The following is a 19988-nucleotide window of genomic DNA, read 5'->3' as shown; positions in this document are numbered from 1 at the left end:
ATCGTCGCGGAGGATACCCGTTCTCGTTCCGGCTCGCGGGTCCTGCCAGTCCGGCACCGGCGAGATGCCTGTCTTCGGCATCACGGCCCCGGAGCGACTCGCGCTGAATTGCTGAATAAAGTGCCAATGCATCTCATTGTAAACACTCACGCGCGGCGCCGAAAACGTCCGAAGACGCCGAGAGGCGCAACCATGCACCCTGCAGCCGGGTCGCCGGGAAGCCCCCGGACAAGACACATCTTGCCCACAAGTTATCCACTTGCCGAGCCCCGAAAAGCACACTATCTTGTGCCCATTCACGTCAAGGGCACTATATGCTGTGCCGCCTAACAAGCCAGGCAAGCGCTGTCAATGACCGCATCCGCGGCTCGCTGACCGCGCTGCCATGCCGCCCTGCCGGCGGCAAACTCACTTCACGACCTATCACCAACGGATGACCGGCGCCATGGAAACCACTCTCGCTCCCGACCCGACGGGCATGAACGTGACCGCTCCCAAGCAACTGCGGGTGATCAAGCGCAACGGCGACGTTGCCGCCTTCGACGCCAGCAAGATCTCGGTGGCCATGACCAAGGCCTTCATCGCGGTCGAGGGTGACAACGCCGGCACCTCCTCGCGCATCCGCGACTTCGTCGCCGAGGCCACCGCGCAGATCGTCGAGGCCTTCGAGCGGCGCACGCCGGACAACGGTACCCTGCACATCGAGGACATCCAGGACCAGGTCGAGCTGGCCCTGATGCGCGCCGGCGAGCAGAAGGTCGCCCGCGCCTACGTGCTCTACCGCGAGGAACACGCCCGCGCCCGCCAGGCCGCCGGCGGCGACATCGCCAAGCCCCACCCCACGCTCAACATCACCCTGGCCGACGGCACCGTGCGCCCGCTCGACCTGGGCCGGGTCGAGACGCTGGTGCACGACGCCTGCGCCGAGCTCGACAACGTCGAGCCCAAGAAGATCGTCGACGACTCGCTGAAGAACCTCTACGACGGCGTCAGCGCCGACGGGGTCTCCCAGGCGCTGATGATGACCGCGCGCACCCTGGTCGAGAAGGAACCCAACTACACCTACGTCACCGCGCGGCTGCTGCAGGACAACCTGCGCCGCGAGGCGCTGTCGTTCCTGGGCATCGCCGACGAGGCCACCTACCAGGAGATGGCCGAGTTCTACAAGCCGGCCTTCCAGGCCTACATCGCCAGGGGCATCGAATTCGAGCAGCTCGACCCGGCGCTGGCCGAGTTCGATCTCGAGCGCCTGGGCGACGCCCTCGATCACACCCGCGACAACCAGTTCACCTACCTGGGCCTGCAGACCCTCTACGATCGCTACTTCATCCACCGTGACGACGTGCGCTACGAGCTGCCGCAGGTGATGTTCATGCGTGTCGCCATGGGCCTGGCGCTCAACGAGGACGACCGCGAGGCACGCGCCATCGAGTTCTACGAGCTGCTCTCCAGCTTCGACTACATGGCCTCCACGCCGACCCTGTTCAACGCCGGCACGGTGCGCAGCCAGCTTTCCAGCTGCTACCTGACCACCGTGCCCGACCATCTCGACGGCATCTACAGCGCGATCCGCGACAACGCCCTGCTCTCCAAGTGGGCCGGCGGCCTGGGCAACGACTGGACGCCGGTGCGCGCGCTGGGCTCCTACATCAAGGGCACCAACGGCAAGAGCCAGGGCGTGGTGCCGTTCCTCAAGGTGGTCAACGACACCGCGGTGGCCGTCAACCAGGGCGGCAAGCGCAAGGGTGCCGTCTGCGCCTACCTCGAGACCTGGCATCTGGACATCGAGGAGTTCCTCGAGCTGCGCAAGAACACCGGCGACGACCGCCGCCGTACCCATGACATGAACACCGCCAACTGGGTACCGGACCTGTTCATGAAGCGGGTGTTCGACGACAAGGAGTGGACGCTGTTCTCGCCCTCCGTGTGCCCGGACCTGCACGACCTCTACGGCGCCGCCTTCGAGAAGCGCTACGAGGAGTACGAGGCGATGACCTACACCGGTCAGCTCAAGCTCTTCAAGCGCGTCAAGGCCAAGGACCTGTGGCGCAAGATGCTGTCGATGCTGTTCGAGACCGGCCATCCGTGGATCACCTTCAAGGATCCGTGCAACCTGCGCAGCCCGCAGCAGCACGCCGGCGTGGTCCACAGCTCCAACCTGTGCACCGAGATCACCCTCAACACCAGCGCCGACGAGATCGCGGTGTGCAACCTGGGCTCGATCAACCTCGCCCAGCACGTACTCGACGGTGCCTTCGACGGCGAGAAGCTCAAGAAGACCGTCAAGACCGCGGTGCGCATGCTCGACAACGTCATCGACATCAACTATTACGCGGTGCCCCAGGCGCAGCGCTCCAACTTCCGGCACCGCCCGGTGGGGCTGGGCATCATGGGCTTCCAGGATGCCCTCTACAAGCAGGGCATCGCCTACGCCTCGAATGACGCGGTGAGCTTCGCCGACACCTCCATGGAGCTGGTCAGCTACCACGCCATCGAGGCCTCTTCGGACCTCGCCGCCGAGCGCGGCCGCTACGAGAGCTACGAGGGCTCGCTGTGGAGCCAGGGCATCCTGCCGATCGACTCCATCGAGAAGCTGAAGGCCGAGCGCGGCGCCGACTACATCGAGGTCGACACCTCCACCACCCAGGACTGGCAGCGCATCCGCGACAAGGTCGCCAGCCAGGGCATGCGCAACTCCAACGTGATGGCGATCGCCCCGACCGCGACGATCTCCAACATCTGCGGCGTCTCGCAGTCGATCGAGCCGACCTACCAGAACCTGTTCGTGAAATCGAACCTGTCCGGCGAGTTCACCGTGGTCAACGCCTACATGGTGCGCGACCTCAAGGAGCGCGGCCTGTGGGACGAGGTGATGATCAACGACCTCAAGTACTACGACGGCAGCCTCCAGCCGATCGATCGTGTGCCGGACGACATCAAGGCGCGCTACGCCAGCGCCTTCGAGGTCGAGCCCAAGTGGCTGGTCGAGGCCGCCGCGCGTCGCCAGAAGTGGATCGACCAGGCGCAGTCGCTGAACCTCTACATCGCCGGGGTCTCGGGCAAGAAGCTCGACGTCACCTACCGCATGGCCTGGTTCCGCGGGCTCAAGACCACCTACTACCTGCGGGCGCTGAGCGCCACCTCGGTGGAGAAGTCGACCGTCGACCGCGGCAAGCTCAACGCCGTGAGCAACGCCGGCGCGCCGAGCGGTGAACCGGCCCCCGCCCCGGCCGCCGAGGCGCCCAAGGCCGAGCCGCGCGGCATCGACGACTTCCTGACCGGCAAGGGCGGCAGCGGCTCGCGCGCCCCCTCCGCCGGCGAGATCGACGAGCTGGGCTGCGAGGCCTGTCAGTAATCCGGTCACGGGCAGCGAGCCGCTCGAAGCTCGAAGCTCGAAGCTCGAAGCTCGAAGCTCGAAGCTCGAAGCTCACAGAATCTAGCCACCGGCGTCATGCCCTGACGCCGCCAGCGAGAGAACAGGACAGACACATGCTGAACTGGGACGATTTCCACGAAGACGAGGCCCCGGTCGCCGAGACGCCCGAGCCGGCCCCCGCCCCGCAGCCGGCGCCGCGCAGCGAGCCGGCCGTCCGAGAGACCGGCGGCGACTACCGCCCCGCCGAGGGCGACCGGCTGGCCCGTGCCCGCGCCTCGCTGGAGGAGCTCGACGTGGCCGCCGGGCTCGAGGAACTCGAGATGGGTGCCGCGCGCATCGATGTCGAGGACAAGCGCATGATCAACGCCCGCGCCGACCTCAACCAGCTGGTGCCCTTCAAGTACGAGTGGGCCTGGCAGAAGTACCTGGATGGCAGCGCCAACCACTGGATGCCCCAGGAAATCAACATGAACGCCGACATCGCGCTGTGGAAGAGCAGCGACGGCCTGACCGCCGACGAGCGGCGCATCGTCGAGCGCAGCCTGGGCTACTTCTCCACCGCCGACTCGCTGGTCGCCAACAACCTGGTGCTCGCCGTCTACCGGCTGATCACCAATCCCGAGTGCCGCCAGTACCTGCTGCGCCAGGCCTTCGAGGAGGCGATCCATACCCACGCCTACCAGTACTGCGTGGAGTCGCTGGGCATGGACGAGGGCGAGGTCTTCAACATGTACCGCGAGGTGCCCTCGGTCTCCGCCAAGTCCGCGTGGAGCCTCAAGCACACCCAGTCGCTGGCGCGCCCGGACTTCCACACCGGCACCCCGGAGACCGACCAGGAGCTGCTGCGCAACCTGATCGCCTTCTACTGCGTGACCGAGGGCATCTTCTTCTACTGCGGCTTCAGCCAGATCCTCTCCATGGGCCGGCGCAACAAGATGACCGGCGTCGCCGAGCAGTTCCAGTACATCCTGCGCGACGAATCGATGCACCTGAACTTCGGCGTCGACATGATCAACCAGATCAAGATCGAGAACCCGCACCTGTGGACGCCCGAGTTCCAGGACGAGGTCACCCAGATGATCCTCGAGGGCACCGAGCTGGAGGTCGCCTACGCCCGCGACACCATGCCCCGCGGCGTGCTGGGCATGAACGCGGCGATCATGGAGGAGTACCTGCACTTCATCTGCAACCGCCGCCTGGCGCAGATCGGCCTGAAGGAGCAGTTCCCCGGCGCGCAGAACCCCTTCCCGTGGATGAGCGAGATCATCGACCTGCGCAAGGAGAAGAACTTCTTCGAGACCCGCGTCACCGAATACCAGGTCGGCGGGGCGCTGAGCTGGGACTGAGCGCCACCCCATTCCGCCTGCCGGCGGCGTGTCATCGACGGGCCATGTCACACGACATGGCCCGCTTTGCGTCCCGGCATCGCTGACGGTAGGCTTGCCGCCGTCCCGACTACCCTATCCCCCGATCCATCGTGAAAGGAAACACCATGCAACTCGGTATCATCGGCCTCGGCCGCATGGGCGGCAACATCGCCCGCCGCCTGATGCGCGGCGGCCACGCGGTCGTCGCCCATGACCAGGACGCCGCCGTCACCTCGGCGCTGATCGAGGAAGGCGCCGACCACGCCGCCAGCCTGGCGGCCATGGTCGAGCGCCTCGAGGCACCGCGCACCGTGTGGGTAATGCTGCCGGCCGGCGAGCCCACCGAAGCCACCATCAATACCCTGGCCGAGCTGCTGGCGCCGGGCGACATCATCATCGACGGCGGCAACACCTTCTACAAGGACGACATTCGCCGTGCCCGGGCGCTCGAGCCGAAGGGCATCCACTACGTGGACGTGGGCACCTCCGGCGGCGTCTGGGGGCTGGAGCGCGGCTACTGCATGATGGTGGGGGCCGAACGCGAGGTCTTCGACTACCTCGACCCGCTGTTCGACACCCTGGCGCCCGGCTACGGCGATCTCGAGCGCACCCGCGGCCGCAACGCCCCGGACGACCGCGCCGAGCGCGGTTACATCCACGCCGGCCCGGTGGGCGCCGGACACTACGTGAAGATGGTCCACAACGGCATCGAGTACGGCCTGATGCAGGCCTATGCCGAGGGCTTCGAGCTGATGCAGAGCAAGTCCTCGGAGGCCCTGCCCGAGGACGAGCGCTTCGAGCTGAACCTCGCGGACGTCGCCGAGGTCTGGCGGCGCGGCAGCGTGGTCTCCTCCTGGCTGCTCGACCTGACCGCCCAGGCGCTGGCCGGCGACCCGCGGCTTGACCACTACACCGGTGCCGTCGCCGACAGCGGCGAGGGGCGCTGGACGATCGACGCCGCCGTCGAGCAGGGCGTGGCCACCCCGGTGCTGGCCAATGCGCTGTTCTCGCGCTTCAGCTCGCGCAAGGAGAACACCTACGCCAACCGCCTGCTCTCGGCGATGCGCTTCGGCTTCGGCGGCCACGTCGAGCCGCCGAAGTAACCGCGCCACGGCCGGCTGTGCTCAGAAGCTCGCGAGCAGCCGGCCCAGCGTCTCCATGGCCCGTTCGCTGCGGGCCGTCCAGGGGTGGCCGTAGCTCAGGCGGGCGCAGTGGCGAAACCCCTGGGTGGCGGAGAAGATCGGCCCCGGCGCCAGGCTGACGCCCTCCTTCAGCGCCTGCCGGAAGAGTTCCAGTGAGTCGACCCGCTCGGGAAACTCGCACCACAGGAAATACCCGCCGCCAGGGCGCGTGATGCGGGTGCCCGTCGGGAAGTAGCGATCGGCGGCGGCCAGCATGGCACTCTGCTGGGACTGCAGGGTATGCCGCAACTGGCGCAGGTGGCGGTCGTAGCTGCCTCGCCGGAGATAGTCGGCAATCGCCACCTGGGCCGGGATGGAGGGCGCGATGGTCGTCATCAGCCTGAGCCGCGACACCGCCGAGGCGAACCGCCCCGCCGCCATCCAGCCGACGCGGTAGCCCGGCGCCAGGCACTTCGAGAACGACCCGCAGTGCATGACCAGCCCCGCGTCGTCGAGCCACTTCACGGGCCGGGGCGGGCGTGTGCCGAAATACAGCTCGGCATAGGCGTCATCCTCGAGCAACGGCACCTGATGACGCTTCAACAGCGCGTAGAGCCTGCGCTTCGCCGCGTCGTCGAGGCTCGCGCCCAGCGGGTTCTGCAGGTGGCTCATCAGCCAGCAGGCCCGGATGGGATAGCGCGCCAGACGATCTTCCAGTACCTCGAGGTCGATGCCGTCGCGGGGGTGCACCGGAATCTCGATCGCCCGCAGGCCGAATCGCTCCAGCAGCTGCAGGCTGGCATAGAACGCCGGCGCCTCGATGGCCACCAGGTCGCCCGGGCGGGTGACGCATTGCAGACCCAGGCTCAGCGCCTCCATGGCGCCGTTGGTGATGACCAGCTCCTCGGGCGCCAGCGACAGGCCGTTCAGGCCGTAGCGCAGCAGGACCTGACGCCGCAGGTCGGCATGCCCCTCGGTCATGTCGGCGACGATCGCGGTGGCCGGCAGTTCGCGCAGGCCGCGCGTCATGCTGCCGGCCAGGCGCGCCAGCGGAAACAGCTCGGGGCCGGGGAAGGCCGATCCGAAGGGCACCGTCTCGGTGTCACGCAGGGAGTCCAGCACCGAAAACGCCAGCTCGCTGACCGCCACCTCGGCGGGGTCCAGCCGCTGTGCGGCGACACTCGGCTCGCCCGGCAGCCGCAGGGCCTGTTCACGCACGAAGTAGCCGGAGCGCGCCCTGGCGATGATCAACCCCTGGCGCTCGAGCCGATAGTAGGCCTGAAAGACCGTCGAGGGGCTGATGCCGTAACGCCGACTCGCCTGCCTGACCGACGGAATGCGCTCGCCCGGGGCCAGCACCCGCTTGCGAATCAGCGCGGCGATCTCCTCGGCAAACTGTTCGTAGCGCTTCATGGTCCCCCGCCTTCCCCCTGCCGCCCCACCGCGTCGCGACTATCCGCACGTTCCTTGACCGGGGCCAACTGATCCGGTTTTTTCACGCCCAGCTGATACTGTAACGCATCCTTGAGCTGCCTTAAGCTGGACCGGACACAGCGCGAGCGATGGCAGGCCCCCATGACGCAGCATCGCGCCACACGGTCTGCCGTCCTCTCAGGCACCGGAGAACCAGTATGCTAGACGCCCTCGCCCTGCTGATGATCTTCATCGGGGTCGCCTTCTCGATCTACCAGCTCTATGACATCTACTACGATCAGAACTTCGGCGATGACGAATTGATCGCCCGGGGGGATGTGCCGGACATGGCGGCCCTGGCGCAGCTGGCGTCCGCTGCCGACGACGACGCCTTCCGGCGCGCGATACGCTCGACGTTCGGCGAGCAGGTCGACGAAGGCGTGATCCGCCGGGTCCTGGCCAGCGAGTCGCGTCAGGTCTGCGCCGAGCCGCTGCTGCGTCGCGGTCACCGGCTCGTGCTGGACGGCGGCCTGCGGGTCCGGCACCTGCCGTTCTGGCAGACGCGCCCGCCGCGCCACAGCTTCCGGACCGTGCTGCTGCTGCTCATCCTGGCCTGCTGCCTGACGGTGCTGTTTCTGGGCGGGCTGAGCATCTACACTATCGCCTATCCGCTCTCGGCCGCCTGGCTGAGCTGGGCCAACGTCCCCTGGATACTGATGGTGGTGATCTACGGCCTGATCGCGCTGACCCACCTGCTGGCCCGACTCGACAAGTATCTCCACGACCTCCACGAGCTCGGCCGGCTAGACGAGACGCCGGCCCGCGACGCGCCCCTGCACCCGAAGGCGCCGTAACTCTCACTAACCCTCACTCCACCAGCCCCAGCGAGCGCCGCCAGCGGGCTTCCAGGCTGTCCGGCGCCGTGGCACCGAACAGTGCCCGGGGCTCACCGCGATACCAGGCCCACATCTGGTCGCCGTAGCTGTAGTGCCACCACTCGCTGGGCAGGTTGGCAAAGCCAGCATCGACCATGGCGTGGTAGAGGATGCGCCGCCGGTCGCGCCAGAGGCGCGACTCGGCATCGTCGGCGTGATGCTCGAAATGCACAGTGTGCGAGCTGGCCCGCGCCTCGTCGAAGGCCGAGCCCATGTCGAGCAGCAGCCCATCGGCGTCGCACAGCGTCACGTCCACCGCACCGCCGGTGAGGTGCGGGCTGGGGCACTCCGGACGCTCGCTGGGCGGCGAGACGAAGGCACGGGTCAGCTCTCGGCGGTCCGCGGCGTCGAGATCGGCGTAGCGCGTCTCGACCATGCCCAGCAGGGTGTCGTAGAGGTAGCGCTGCACGACGTAGGGGCGCCAGGCGTCGAGCACCACCAGCCCCAGCCCTTCCGGCAGGTTGCGGGCCACGGTCAATAGCCGCCGGTAGAGTGCCTCGCGGGTCCAGCACTCGGGCACCGCCCGGGGCACGCCCAGGGTGTGGTAGATGGGCAGGGTGCGCAGCGCCGGCGCGGCGAGGCTCAACGGATGCAGCGGCGCGCCCTCGTCGGCGATGGGAATCGCCGCGATGATGTCCCACTGCGGCTCGGCGATGTCGGCGATGGGGCGTCGGGTCGGGTCAGTCACGTTCACGCGGTTGGTATCCAAGATGCAATCAGCCCAGGGTTTCGGGTAGCCAGGTGATCAGGCCGGGGAACAGGATCAGCACCAGCAGCACCGCAACGGCGGTCAGGATGAACGGCCAGATGGTGCGGAACAGCACGGTGATGTCGAGCCGGCTGACCGCCGCGGCGATGAACAGGCAGGCGCCCATCGGCGGGGTGATCAGGGCGATGGTGATGTTCAGGGTGATGATGATGCCCAGCGCCACCGGGTCGATGCCGGCGGCCAGCGCCACCGGCGTGAACACCGGCGAGAGCAGCATCAGCGCCGAGACTTCCTCCATGAACATGCCGGTGACGAAGGTGATGGCGCTGAGCAGCAGCAGCACGATCACCGGCGAGTCGATGAACGGCTCGAGCAGCCCGGCGAAGCGATCCGGCGCCTGGGCATAGGCCAGCTCCCAGCTGATCACCGAGGAGATGCCGATGATCATGAAGATCGCCGCGGCCAGCCGGGTGGTCTCGACCACCGCCCGCCAGAAGGCGCCCGGACGCAGCTCGCCCATCGCCAGGCCGCACAGGGCGACGTAGAGCACGGTCAGCGCCCCGGACTCGGTGGGCGTGACGAAGCCCAGAACGATCCCGGCGACGATGATGAAGGGCGCGACCAGCGCCGGCAACGCGCCACGTACCGCTGTAAACACCTCGCTCATCGCCGGCAGCGTGGTGCGTCGCTCCAGGCCGGCGCGCCGGGCGTGCAAGGCGTTCATGGCCATGAACGCCAGCGCCAGCAGCAGGCCCGGCACCACGCCGCCGAGGAACAGCTGGCCGACCGAGGTGTTGGTCTGCGCGCTGTAGAGGATCATGAAGATGCTCGGCGGGATGATCGGGCCGATCAGCGAGCTGCCGGCGGTCAGCCCGGCGGCGAAGGCGGTGGAATAGCCCTCGCGGGTCATCGCCGGCACCAGCAGCGCGCCCAGCGCCGAGGCATCGGCGGCCGCCGAACCGTTGACGCCGGACATGAAGACGCTGCCCACCACGTTGACGTGACCGATGCCGCCGCGCAGATGGCCGACCAGCAGCCGCGCGACACGCATCAGCCGCTCGGTCATGCCGCAGGCGTTCATCAGGTTGCCGGCGAGAATGAACAGCGGAATCGCCATCAGCGAGAAGCTGTTCAAGCCGCCGAAGAACTGCTGCGGCATCATTCGCGCGACCATTCCCGGGTCGACGAACACGAACCCCACCAGGGCGGTGACGATCAGCGTCAGGAACAGCGGGATGCCCAGCAGGGTGTTGGCCAGCAGGGTGGCGAACATCGTGGCGACCATCATGAGGCGGCCCCCTCGACGGCGTCGTCGGCGCCGGGTTGCGGCAGCGGATTCGGGCCGTGGATCAGCACCTGCAGGGCGAGCAGGCCGAAGCCCAGCGGCATGGCCAGCATCGGGATGGTGCGGCTGATGCCCAGCCCCTGGGAGGTGAAGTAGCCGACCGAGAGCGCGTAGTGCCAGCTCCACCAGGTCATCGCCAGCGCCAGCACCAAGGTCAGCAGCCACTGGTAGCCCAGCAGCACGCGGCGGGCGGTCACGCCCAGCCGGCGCTCGAGCAGCGCCACACGCATGTGCTCGCCGCGCACCCAGACGTTGCCGGCGATCAGCAGCGCCGAGGCGATCAGGCAGTAACGGGCGAGCTCGTCGCTCCAGATCGGCGCCTGGCCGACCACGTAGCGGGTGACGACGCCGTAGAGGATGTCGACCAGGGTGATCAGCAGCGCCAGGCCGCCGAGGCCGGTGGTGACCCGGCCCAGCAGCGTCAGCAGGGTATCTCGGAACATGGCGGTGTCACACGCTCACGGCCGGCCGTGAGCGCGTCTCCTCGGGTGAATGGAAAGCGCGATCAGTCGGCGAGCAGGTCGCCCTGCCCGGCATCCTCGAGCGCCGTCTTGATCCACTCCTCGCCGATGTCCTTCTGCCGGAGCCAGTCGATGTAGGCCGGCTGGCCCTTCTCGCGGAAGGCGGCGAGCTCCTCCTCGCTGGGCTCGATCACCTGCATGCCGTGGTCGGCGAGGAACTGGATGCGCTCGTCGACACGCTTCTCGACGTCCTCGCGGTTGAGCGCGTTGGCCTCCTCCACGGCCGCGTCGATCGCCCGGCGATCCTCCTCGGAGAGGCCGTCGTACCAGCTGCCGTTGGCGATCAGGAACTGGTCCGAGTACTGCACGTTGGCCAGCGTCAGGTACTTCTGCACCTCGTAGAGGCTGCCCATGATGATGTACATCGGCGGGTTCATCTGGCCGTCGGCGACGTTGGTCTTGAGCGCCATGTAGGTATCGGTCCAGGGGATCGGCGTGCCGGAGGCGCCGAATGCCTCGTAGAGCGCCACCTGGCTGGGGTCCATGGCGCGGAAGCGAAGGCCCTCGAAGTCGTCCGGGCTGCTGATGGGGCGCTTGGAGTTGGTGAAATCGAGAAAGCCCCCCTCCTCGATCACCCCGAGCAGTTCGGCGCCGGTGCGTTCCTTCAGGGTATCCTCGACCTTGCTCCAGTAGTCGCCCTCGTCGAAGAACCGGTGGGCGGCGTCATAGTCCTCGAACAGGAAGGGAATCGCGCTGACGTAGATCTCCGGCACGATCGGCGACAGGCCGGCGAACGAGGCGATATTCAGGCTCGGCGAGTTGATCACCTGCTCCATGCGCTCCTGCTCCTCGCCGAGCATCGAGTTGGGATAGAGCTTGAGCTGGATGTCGCCGTCGGTCTTTTCCTCGACCAGTCGCTTGAGATTGCTGGCGAACAGGTGCACGGCGTTCTTGTCGGTGTCGGGCGGGCCGTTGTAGCTCAGGTTGATGGTCGTGGCGGCGTTGGCCAGGCTCGCGGTGGCGAACATGCCCGTCGCGGCGACGGCCAGCAGGGCGTTGTGCAGGGTGGGAATGCGCATGAAAGGCTCCTTGTTGTTATGCGATTCGAGGACGGCTGCGTCGGCCAAGGGCGACATCTCGACGCTAGCCGTTGCGGTGTTGACCTTTCAAGTCATCGAGCGTTGCTTTCAAGGCAACACCTGAGCATCCAGAACGCGCGGCGCGTCGGCACTGAAGAAACGCATGCTGCGCCGCAGATGCCGGATGAACGCCTGGGCGGCCACCGTCAACGGCCGCTCGGCCTGGCTGACGATGCGCGCCCGGGCATGCCGCAGCACGCTCGCGTCCACCTCGCGGGCGACGATGCTGCCTTCATGGATCTCCTCGAGCACGCTCAGCTCGGGCATGAAGGTCACGCCCAATCCCGAGCGCACGAAGTTCTTGAGTACCGAGACCGAATTGGTCTTCATGCGGGGTCGATAGGACAGATGCGTCTCGTAGAGCGCCATGTCCACCAGCTGCCGCATGCCGGTATGGCTGTCGATCAGCGCCAGTGGATGATCGGCGATCGCCGCCAGCGACAGGGGCGCCGAGACCCGGGCCAGAGCGTGCCCGGCGGGCACGATCAGATCCAGCGGCTGGCGGCGGTCGATGTGCGAGACCAGTTGCGGGTCGTCGGGCGGTGCGTAGAGCAGCGCCAGGTCGACGGCATCTTCCCTGACCAGCTGCATCGCTTCGGTCAATCCGGCCATGCGCACCTCGATCTCCAGCCCCGGGTAGGTGGCGAGGAAATTCTGCAGCGGCGCCGAGATCAGGTCGGCGATGAAGCCCTCGCCGACGGCGATGCGCACCTCGCCGCGCTCGAGGTTCTGCAGCGCCTGCAGGCGCGACAGTGTGGCCCGCTCGGCGGCACGCTGGTCTCGATAGTGGCGCAGGATCAGCTCGCCCGCCGGGGTCAGCGCAACCCGCGAGGCACGCACCAGCAGCAGGGTATCCAGCTCCTCCTCGAGGGCGCGCAACTGGCGACTGAGCGCCGACGGATTGACGCCCAGCTGGGCGGCAGCACGGCGCAACGAGCCGTAGTGGACAATGGCGTCGAGGTATTCCAGGGCGCGGGTCTTGAAGGGGCTCATCACGAACTCGGCTCGGCAGGCGGTCTCTTCATCTTTGCGGCCGCGGCGTCGCGACCTTCACGAAAGAGCATCATACTCCGACCACTTCGCTCGAGCGCATTACGTCCCTCGTGACCGTGTTAGGGTGGAGGCATGTCCGCCAACGCTCCCAGCACGCCACATTTGCGCCCCGCCCGAGTCGACGACCTCGACACCGTGCTCGCCTGGCCCGCCGACGCCGCGGCGAGCCGGCGCTGGGCGGGGCCGCGGCTGCCCTACCCGACCACGGCCAACACCGCCTGGATGACGCTCGAGGCCTCCCCGGAGAACAGCTTTGCGCTGGTCGACGCCGACGGCGCGCTGCTCGGTTTCGGCCAACTACTGCGCTGGGACTATCGAGTGGTGCATCTGGCACGACTGATCGTCGCCCCGGCTCAGCGCGGCCGAGGCCTGGGGCGCGAGCTCTGTCGGGCGCTGATCGCCCGCGCCAGCGAGGCGTTCGAGGCCCGCCGGTTGACCCTCAACGTCTATGCTGACAACCATACTGCCTTAAGCCTGTATCGCTCACTGGGCTTCACCGAACTGCTGCGCAACGAGGCCGGTGACGTGATCTTCATGAGCTTGGTATTGTCTTTACGTTGAGCCGTTGCCCCGGGAATTTGCCAGGCGTACCGAGACGCGGTAGCTTGAGGCAACGGAATACTTGAGTGGAGTACTCGGAGAATGAATCAGCGCAAGAGCGTCATCACCCGCGTCTACGTTCCCACCCATGTCCGTGACCTGCCCAACGGCGAACGGGAGACGATTCCCGGGCATTACCGGACGCCCGAGACCGGCCAGGAGTCAACGGACAACGACGGCGATACCCACGACTCCTGAGCCTCGTGCGTCACCGACTCAGGTCGACCTTGATCGTCTGCCCCTTGCCGACCTCGACCTGCTTGAGGATCAGCGGGCTGCGCGACTGGCCGCCGGGAAGCACCACGCTGCCGGCGACATAGAACACCCCTGCGGGGATATCGTGGGCGACAAAATAACCGTTGGCGTCGGTCTCGGCGTAATGGGTGTACTCCCGTGCCCGCGGATCGGCGGGCTCGATGCGCTTGCCGGCCAGCGCCACATCGGCAGCCTCGGCGGAGTATTGTGTCGCCGGCGCGATCGATACCGTCTCGTGGGCGCCGACGAGCGTCTGTCCTTTTGAGGTGGTGTAGCTCAGACGCCCCTTGATCGTCGCGCTGCCGTGCTTGTCGAGCTTGGCGTAGGTCTCGGCGGGAAACGGCACCTTGCGTTCGACCATCCCCGGCTGTCCGGGCGCCTCGCCACCGCGCTCGATGACTGCCGGGGGGCGGCCCGTCTCGCCGCCCCCCGGCAGCATGCTCTGTAATCCCTGACAGCCGCTGAGCAGCAGTCCCAGCAACACCACTCCCATCCATTGGCGCATCACAGCCTCCCCTCCATGCCCAAGCCGCTCGGGCCTGATTTATCGATATGGCGCTTACGTCTCGTCCTGCTCCGGGGCGCGCAGGACCATCTGTGAACCGCGAATGCGGATATCGAAACGGCCCAGAAAACTCATTCCCAGCAAGGCGGTGTCACCCCCGATGCCGGGATTGATCGAACCGCGTACGTCACGGGCCTGAAGACCGCCCAGCGAGACCCGATCGAGTGTAGTCATGAACCCGCTGGCGCGCCCGTTGGCGGTATCGAACGTGGCCCGAATACCGCGCTCGAGCCCCAGGCGATCGGCGAGACCGGCGGGAATCGAGACCAGACTGGCGCCGGTGTCCAGCAGGAAGGTCACCGGCTCACCGTTGATACGCCCGGTGGCCACAAAGTGCCCGCCGGCATTGCGCGTCAGAGTGATCGGCCCAGTACCTTCGTCCTCCACGAGTCCGGCATTAGGATTGTGCCGCGTCGTCAGGCTATCCTGGAACCAGAGTACGGCCAGGCCCAGCAGGATCACCCAGAACAGCACCATCATGCCCAGGCCGGTGCGTCGCACGCCGTCGTTGTCGTTGCTCATATCGCCTCGATCATCGTCCACGTCGTCACCGAGCCCTGCTTTCCGACGGCGTCACCAGGCACCGCCGATGCGGAATCGTTGGCGGAAACGGCTCGATCCAACATTCATTGATGTATGTCACATCGTTGATGCGCCGACAACGGATAATGGCTGCACCGGATCGCTCTCGCCATCATCAGGATACCAGTCATGCCCCAGGAACTCCGCAAGCGCCTCGTGCGCGGTCTGGTCGTCATCGCCATCGTGGTGGCCGTCGCCCTGCTGGGCTGGACAGCGCTGCGACCCGACGGCCTGGGCGACGCCATCGCCAGCGGCAACGGACGTATCGAGGCCACCGAAATCGATATCGCCACCCAACTGAGCGGCCGGGTCGAGGAGATCCTCGTCGACGAAGGCGATTTCGTCGAGCCCGACCAGGTGCTGGCGCGCATGAACACCCGCACCCTGCAGGCGGAGCTCAGCCAAGCCAAGGCCGAGGCGCTGCGTGCCCGCAATGCCCTGCAGACCGCCCATGCCATGGTGGCCCAGAGCGAAAGCAACGAGGCCTCCGCCGAGGCGGTCGTTCAGCAGCGCCAGGCGGAACTCACTGCGGCACGCAAGCGCTACGAGCGCTCCAATACCCTGCTGCAGCGCAATGTCATTTCCCGTCAGCAGGTGGATGACGACCGCGCTGCCATGCAAAGCGCCGAAGCCGCGCTGGCGGCCTCGAGAGCCCAGGTCTCGGCGACCCAGGCGGCCATCGTCGCGGCCCGCTCTCAGGTCATCGAGGCGCAGTCCGCCATCGACGCCGCCGAAGCCGGCGTGGCGAGGATCCAGGCGGACCTGGATGACAGCCAGCTACGCGCCGACCGCCTGGCCCGGGTGCAGTACCGCGTGGCGGAACCCGGCGAAGTGCTGGCCGCCGGCGGCAATGTACTCAATCTGATCGACCTGACCGACGTCTACATGACGTTCTTTCTGCCCACCTCGCAGGCCGGGCGCGTGGCGCTGGGCGACGAGGTGCGCCTGATTCTCGATGCCGTCCCGGCGTACGTGATCCCCGCCCGCGTCAGCTTCGTCGCCAGCACCGCCCAGTTCACGCCCAAGACGGTGGAAACCGCCAGCGAACGGGAAAAACTCATGTTCCGCATCCGGGCGCGCATCGATCCGCAGCTGCTGCGCGACCATCTCGAGCAGGTCAAGACCGGCCTGCCCGGCATGGCCTATCTCAAGCTCGACGCCGACGCCGAGTGGCCCGACTTTCTTAAGCAGAACGTTCTTCAGGTGAACGTGTCGTCATGACCGAGGATAGCGTCGCGCGGCTGCGCAACGTCGGCCTCAAGTACGCCAGAACCGTGGCCCTGGCCGACGTGAGCCTCGAGGTTCCGGCCCGGCGGATGGTCGGGCTGATCGGCCCCGACGGGGTCGGCAAGTCGAGCCTGCTGGCGCTGATCGCCGGGGCCCGACGCCTCCAGCAGGGGCATATCGAGGTGCTCGGCGGCGACATCGCCGACAGCGAGCATCGCCGCCTCACCGGGCCGCGCATCGCCTACATGCCGCAGGGACTCGGCAAGAACCTCTATGCGACCCTGACCGTGCGCGAGAATCTCGAATTCTTCGCCCGCCTGTTCGGTCAGGACCACGACGAGCGCGAGCGGCGCATTGCCGACCTGACCCGCAGCACCGGCCTGGGCGACTTCACCGAGCGCCCCGCCGGTAAGCTCTCCGGCGGCATGAAGCAGAAGCTGGGCTTGTGCTGTGCGCTGATCCACGATCCCGACCTCTTGATCCTCGACGAGCCGACCACCGGGGTCGATCCGCTCTCGCGCAGCCAGTTCTGGGATCTGATCGCCCGCATCCGCCAGCAGCGCCCCCACATGAGCGTGCTGGTGGCCACGGCCTACATGGACGAGGCCCAACGCTTCGACTGGCTGGTGGCGATGAACGACGGCCAGGTGCTCGATACCGGCCCGCCCCGGGCGCTGCTCGAGAAGACTGGCTGCAGCTCGCTGGAGGAGGCGTTCATCCAACTGCTGCCCGAGGAGAGACGCCGCGGGCATCGGCAGCTTGCCATTCCGCCACGTCCTGCCAATGACGAGATCGCCATCGAGGCCCACGGCCTGACCAAGCGCTTCGGCGATTTCACCGCCGTGGATCACGTCGACTTTCGCATCGAGCGTGGCGAGATCTTCGGCTTTCTCGGCTCCAACGGCTGCGGCAAGTCGACCACCATGAAGATGCTCACCGGCCTTTTGCCCTTCGAGGAGGGCGAGGCCCGGCTGTTCGGCCAGCCGGTCGACCCCAGCGACATCGAATCGCGCCGCCGGGTCGGTTACATGTCCCAGGCGTTCTCGCTGTACAGCGAACTCAGCGTGGGCCAGAACCTCGACCTGCATGCCCGCCTGTTTCACCTGCCCGACGACGACTATCGCGCGCGCCGCCAGGAACTGCTGGAGCAGTTCGACCTGCAGGACGTCGTCGATGTCCTGCCCAGCAGGCTGCCGCTGGGCGTGCGCCAGCGCCTGTCGCTGGCCGTCGCGGTCCTCCACCGTCCCGAGATCCTGATCCTCGACGAACCGACTTCCGGCGTCGATCCGATCGCCCGCGACAATTTCTGGGCCCAGCTGGTCAAGATGTCGCGCGAGGATGGCGTCACCCTCTTCGTCTCCACCCACTTCATGAACGAGGCCATGCGCTGCGATCGCATCTCGCTGATGCATGCCGGTCGGGTGCTGGCCAGCGATACGCCACAGGCGCTTCAGGAGAAGCGCGGCGCCGACACGCTGGAACAGGCCTTTATCGCCTATCTGCGCGAGGCCAGCCAGGCCCCGGAGGAACCGGGCGACAGCGCTCCATCCGCGCCCCCCTCCGCGGCCCCGGCGACGGCCGACGCCCCGCCGCCACGCTTCAGCTGGCGGCGGCTGCTCAGTTATGCCCACCGCGAGGGCCTGGAGCTGCGCCGCGACCCGATTCGCGCCACGCTGGCCCTGGCGGGCACGCTGATCCTGATGTTCATCATGGGCTATGGCATTACCATGGACGTGGAGGATCTCTCCTTCGCCGTGCTCGACCGCGACCAGACCACGACCAGCCAGCATTACACGCTCAACCTGTCCGGCTCGCGCTACTTCAGCGAAAAACCGCCGCTGCAGAGCTACACGGAACTCGACGAACGGCTGCGCAACGGCGATATCAGCCTCGCCGTGGAAATACCGCCGCATTTCGGACGCGACCTCAAACGCGGCGACTCGCCTCAGGTCGCCTACTGGATCGACGGCGCCATGCCCAGTCGCGCCAGCACGATACGCGGCTATGTCCAGGGCATTCATGCCCGCTATCTGCAGGAGCTGGCCCGCGATGACGCCCCCGGCAGCGGACAGGTCGATATCGCCCTGCGCTATCGCTACAACCCCGACGTGCGCAGCCTGCCGGCCATGGTGCCGGCGGTCATTCCGCTGTTGCTGATGATGATTCCCGCCATGCTCACCGCGTTGGGCGTGGTGCGCGAAAAGGAACTGGGCTCTATCACCAACTTCTATGTCACCCCGGTGACACGGCTGGAGTTCCTGATCGGCAAGCAGTTGCCCTATGTGGCCATGGGGATGGTCAACTTCGTCCTGCTGATCGTGCTTTCGGTCGTCGTCTTCGCTGTGCCGGTCAAGGGCAGCCTGCTGGTCCTGACGCTGGGGGCCCTGCTCTACGTGATGTGCGCCACGGGGCTGGGGCTTCTGATCTCGGCGCTGTTCAACAGTCAGATCGCCGCGATCTTCGGCACCGCCATCGCCACCCTGGTGCCGGCAATCCAGTTTTCGGGCATGATCCACCCCGTCTCGGCCATGGACGGGGCCTCGGCGGTGATCGGCCAGCTCTATCCCACCAGCCACTTTCTGCTCATCAGCCGTGGCGTATTTTCCAAGGCGCTGGGGCTGCTTGATCTTTATCCCTATTTCCTGGCCCTGCTGGCGACCATTCCGGTGTTGAACCTGCTGAGCCTCGCCAGCCTCAGGAAACAGGAGACATGATGCGCACGCTCTCCAATATTCTTCAGCTCGGGCTCAAGGAACTGCGTACCCTGCTCCGCGATCCGGCCATGATGGTGCTGATCGTCTACGCCTTCAGCATCAGCATCTATTCCAGCGCCACCGCGGTTCCGGAATCGCCCTATCGGGCCACCATCGCGGTGGTCGACGAGGATCGCTCGCCCGCCTCGCAACGCCTCATCGACGCCTTTCAGGAGCCCTACTTTCTCGAACCGGTGCTGATGACCAACCCTGCCGAAATGGACGCCGGCATGGACGCGGGACGCTACACCTTCACGCTGGACATCCCTCCCGGCTTCCAGCGCGACCTGCTCGACGGCGATACGGTCACGATCCAGCTCAACGTCGATGCGACCCAGGTCAGTCAGGCGTTCACCGGGGCCGGCTACATCCAGCAGATCATCAATGACGAAGTCGCCACCTTCCTGGCGGGACACGACCCCGATGCCATCACGCCCGTGCAAGCGGTGGTGCGCGTGGCCTACAACCCCAACCTGATTCAAGCCTGGTTCGGCGCGATAAACGCGGTCATCAATCAGATCACCATGCTGTCGATCGTGCTCACCGGCGCGGCGCTGATCCGCGAGCGCGAACACGGCACCATCGAGCACCTGCTGGTGATGCCGGTGACCCCCTTCGAGATCATGACGGCCAAGGTGTGGTCGATGGGGCTGGTGGTCCTGACGGCCTCCGCCTTCGCCCTGCGCGTGGTCGTGGAAAGCTGGTTGCAGGTTCCCATCCCCGGTTCGCTCGCCCTGTTCCTGTTCGGCGCCATGTTGCACCTGTTCGCCACGACATCGATGGGCATCTTCCTCGGCACCGTGGCCCGCTCCATGCCGCAGCTCGGGCTGCTGATCATCCTCACGCTGATCCCGCTGCAGGTGCTGTCCGGCGGCACGACGCCGCGGGAAAGCATGCCGGTGTTCATTCAGGACATCATGCTCGCCGCACCGACCACGCACTTCGTGATGCTGGGACAAGGCATCCTGTTTCGTGGCGCAGGGCTGGCCATCGTCTGGCCGCAGCTACTGGCACTGGTGGTGATTGGCGCGGTTTTCTTCCTGTTCGCCCTGTCCCGGCTGCGCAAGTCGCTGGGGTGAGCGAACAC

17 protein-coding genes are annotated in these 19988 nt (G+C 66.8%); 9 read left to right on the top strand and 8 right to left on the bottom strand.

Annotation, left to right across the window (positions count from 1 at the left end; translation table 11 throughout):
* The first annotated feature begins 445 nt into the window (after window positions 1-445).
* The 3 genes from G7A98_RS14180 (at window position 446) to gnd (ending at window position 5846) form a co-directional block, all read left to right on the top strand.
* The gene (locus G7A98_RS14180) at window positions 446-3355 is read left to right on the top strand and encodes a ribonucleoside-diphosphate reductase subunit alpha (RefSeq protein ID WP_163650327.1); all 2910 of its coding nucleotides are present in this window, start codon (window positions 446-448) and stop codon (window positions 3353-3355) included.
* 134 nt (window positions 3356-3489) lie between these two features.
* A complete protein-coding gene (locus G7A98_RS14175) occupies window positions 3490-4722 on the top strand; it encodes a ribonucleotide-diphosphate reductase subunit beta (protein ID WP_163650326.1) in 1233 nt (410 codons plus the stop codon).
* 146 nt (window positions 4723-4868) lie between these two features.
* Entirely contained in the window at window positions 4869-5846 is a 978-nt protein-coding gene (gene gnd, locus G7A98_RS14170) for a phosphogluconate dehydrogenase (NAD(+)-dependent, decarboxylating) (protein ID WP_163650325.1), read from the top strand.
* Window positions 5847-5867: 21 nt separating this feature from the next.
* Here the strand turns inward: gnd and G7A98_RS14165 are convergent, their stop codons facing one another.
* Complete coding sequence (locus G7A98_RS14165; protein ID WP_163650324.1) at window positions 5868-7277, bottom strand: PLP-dependent aminotransferase family protein; 1410 nt, start codon at window positions 7275-7277, stop codon at window positions 5868-5870.
* Window positions 7278-7495: 218 nt separating this feature from the next.
* On the opposite strand from G7A98_RS14165, the gene G7A98_RS14160 reads away from it, so the two are divergent.
* Window positions 7496-8131 carry a hypothetical protein gene (locus G7A98_RS14160; protein ID WP_163650323.1) on the top strand — a complete coding sequence of 212 codons (636 nt, stop codon included), beginning with the start codon at window positions 7496-7498 and terminating at the stop codon, window positions 8129-8131.
* Between the two features lie 13 nt (window positions 8132-8144).
* On the opposite strand, the gene G7A98_RS14155 is transcribed toward G7A98_RS14160, so the two are convergent.
* From G7A98_RS14155 to G7A98_RS14135, 5 genes are all read right to left on the bottom strand, one after another.
* Complete coding sequence (locus tag G7A98_RS14155; RefSeq protein WP_205596280.1) at window positions 8145-8906, bottom strand: M15 family metallopeptidase; 762 nt, start codon at window positions 8904-8906, stop codon at window positions 8145-8147.
* Between the two features lie 22 nt (window positions 8907-8928).
* Window positions 8929-10209 (bottom strand): TRAP transporter large permease, encoded by a 1281-nt coding sequence (locus tag G7A98_RS14150; protein ID WP_163650322.1) that lies wholly within the window; start codon window positions 10207-10209, stop codon window positions 8929-8931.
* Entirely contained in the window at window positions 10206-10709 is a 504-nt protein-coding gene (locus G7A98_RS14145; RefSeq protein WP_163650321.1) for a TRAP transporter small permease, read from the bottom strand. The genes G7A98_RS14150 and G7A98_RS14145 overlap by 4 nt, the downstream gene beginning before the upstream one ends.
* Before the next feature lie 62 nt (window positions 10710-10771).
* A complete protein-coding gene (dctP, locus tag G7A98_RS14140; protein ID WP_240464760.1) occupies window positions 10772-11755 on the bottom strand; it encodes a TRAP transporter substrate-binding protein DctP in 984 nt (327 codons plus the stop codon).
* A gap of 159 nt (window positions 11756-11914) precedes the next feature.
* Window positions 11915-12859 carry a LysR substrate-binding domain-containing protein gene (locus G7A98_RS14135; protein WP_163650319.1) on the bottom strand — a complete coding sequence of 315 codons (945 nt, stop codon included), beginning with the start codon at window positions 12857-12859 and terminating at the stop codon, window positions 11915-11917.
* Between the two features lie 132 nt (window positions 12860-12991).
* On the opposite strand from G7A98_RS14135, the gene G7A98_RS14130 reads away from it, so the two are divergent.
* Both G7A98_RS14130 and G7A98_RS14125 read left to right on the top strand, forming a co-directional pair.
* Entirely contained in the window at window positions 12992-13480 is a 489-nt protein-coding gene (locus G7A98_RS14130) for a GNAT family N-acetyltransferase (RefSeq protein WP_163650318.1), read from the top strand.
* Between the two features lie 81 nt (window positions 13481-13561).
* The gene (locus G7A98_RS14125) at window positions 13562-13717 is read left to right on the top strand and encodes a hypothetical protein (protein ID WP_163650317.1); all 156 of its coding nucleotides are present in this window, start codon (window positions 13562-13564) and stop codon (window positions 13715-13717) included.
* Between the two features lie 10 nt (window positions 13718-13727).
* Here the strand turns inward: G7A98_RS14125 and G7A98_RS14120 are convergent, their stop codons facing one another.
* Both G7A98_RS14120 and G7A98_RS14115 read right to left on the bottom strand, forming a co-directional pair.
* A complete protein-coding gene (locus G7A98_RS14120) occupies window positions 13728-14279 on the bottom strand; it encodes a carboxypeptidase regulatory-like domain-containing protein (RefSeq protein WP_163650316.1) in 552 nt (183 codons plus the stop codon).
* Between the two features lie 54 nt (window positions 14280-14333).
* Complete coding sequence (locus G7A98_RS14115; protein WP_163650315.1) at window positions 14334-14861, bottom strand: TIGR02281 family clan AA aspartic protease; 528 nt, start codon at window positions 14859-14861, stop codon at window positions 14334-14336.
* Between the two features lie 189 nt (window positions 14862-15050).
* On the opposite strand from G7A98_RS14115, the gene G7A98_RS14110 reads away from it, so the two are divergent.
* From G7A98_RS14110 to G7A98_RS14100, 3 genes are read left to right on the top strand one after another with little or no spacing between them, the layout of a single operon-like run.
* The gene (locus G7A98_RS14110) at window positions 15051-16142 is read left to right on the top strand and encodes an HlyD family efflux transporter periplasmic adaptor subunit (RefSeq protein ID WP_163650314.1); all 1092 of its coding nucleotides are present in this window, start codon (window positions 15051-15053) and stop codon (window positions 16140-16142) included.
* Window positions 16139-18862, top strand: a complete 2724-nt coding sequence (gene rbbA / locus G7A98_RS14105; protein WP_110062538.1) for a ribosome-associated ATPase/putative transporter RbbA — start codon at window positions 16139-16141, stop codon at window positions 18860-18862. Before G7A98_RS14110 ends, rbbA begins: the two co-directional genes overlap by 4 nt.
* A complete protein-coding gene (locus tag G7A98_RS14100) occupies window positions 18862-19980 on the top strand; it encodes an ABC transporter permease (protein ID WP_110062539.1) in 1119 nt (372 codons plus the stop codon). Before rbbA ends, G7A98_RS14100 begins: the two co-directional genes overlap by 1 nt.
* Window positions 19981-19988 lie beyond the last annotated feature (8 nt).

Source organism: Modicisalibacter sp. 'Wilcox' (assembly GCF_010993675.1).
GTDB lineage: Bacteria > Pseudomonadota > Gammaproteobacteria > Pseudomonadales > Halomonadaceae > Modicisalibacter > Modicisalibacter tunisiensis.
This window is presented reverse-complemented; position numbering and strand designations above follow the sequence as displayed.

What these genes read in the sequence shown, in the direction of transcription:
- rbbA (WP_110062538.1), top strand. Translation starts at nt 16,139, where the DNA reads ATGACCGAGGATAGCGTCGCGCGGCTGCGCAACGTCGGCCTCAAGTAC.
- G7A98_RS14160 (WP_163650323.1), top strand. Translation starts at nt 7,496, where the DNA reads ATGCTAGACGCCCTCGCCCTGCTGATGATCTTCATCGGGGTCGCCTTC.
- G7A98_RS14135 (WP_163650319.1), bottom strand. Translation starts at nt 12,859, where the DNA reads ATGAGCCCCTTCAAGACCCGCGCCCTGGAATACCTCGACGCCATTGTC.
- G7A98_RS14175 (WP_163650326.1), top strand. Translation starts at nt 3,490, where the DNA reads ATGCTGAACTGGGACGATTTCCACGAAGACGAGGCCCCGGTCGCCGAG.
- G7A98_RS14145 (WP_163650321.1), bottom strand. Translation starts at nt 10,709, where the DNA reads ATGTTCCGAGATACCCTGCTGACGCTGCTGGGCCGGGTCACCACCGGC.
- G7A98_RS14165 (WP_163650324.1), bottom strand. Translation starts at nt 7,277, where the DNA reads ATGAAGCGCTACGAACAGTTTGCCGAGGAGATCGCCGCGCTGATTCGC.
- G7A98_RS14100 (WP_110062539.1), top strand. Translation starts at nt 18,862, where the DNA reads ATGCGCACGCTCTCCAATATTCTTCAGCTCGGGCTCAAGGAACTGCGT.
- G7A98_RS14125 (WP_163650317.1), top strand. Translation starts at nt 13,562, where the DNA reads ATGAATCAGCGCAAGAGCGTCATCACCCGCGTCTACGTTCCCACCCAT.
- G7A98_RS14110 (WP_163650314.1), top strand. Translation starts at nt 15,051, where the DNA reads ATGCCCCAGGAACTCCGCAAGCGCCTCGTGCGCGGTCTGGTCGTCATC.
- G7A98_RS14115 (WP_163650315.1), bottom strand. Translation starts at nt 14,861, where the DNA reads ATGAGCAACGACAACGACGGCGTGCGACGCACCGGCCTGGGCATGATG.
- G7A98_RS14150 (WP_163650322.1), bottom strand. Translation starts at nt 10,209, where the DNA reads ATGATGGTCGCCACGATGTTCGCCACCCTGCTGGCCAACACCCTGCTG.
- dctP (WP_240464760.1), bottom strand. Translation starts at nt 11,755, where the DNA reads ATGTTCGCCACCGCGAGCCTGGCCAACGCCGCCACGACCATCAACCTG.
- G7A98_RS14180 (WP_163650327.1), top strand. Translation starts at nt 446, where the DNA reads ATGGAAACCACTCTCGCTCCCGACCCGACGGGCATGAACGTGACCGCT.
- G7A98_RS14130 (WP_163650318.1), top strand. Translation starts at nt 12,992, where the DNA reads ATGTCCGCCAACGCTCCCAGCACGCCACATTTGCGCCCCGCCCGAGTC.
- gnd (WP_163650325.1), top strand. Translation starts at nt 4,869, where the DNA reads ATGCAACTCGGTATCATCGGCCTCGGCCGCATGGGCGGCAACATCGCC.
- G7A98_RS14120 (WP_163650316.1), bottom strand. Translation starts at nt 14,279, where the DNA reads ATGCGCCAATGGATGGGAGTGGTGTTGCTGGGACTGCTGCTCAGCGGC.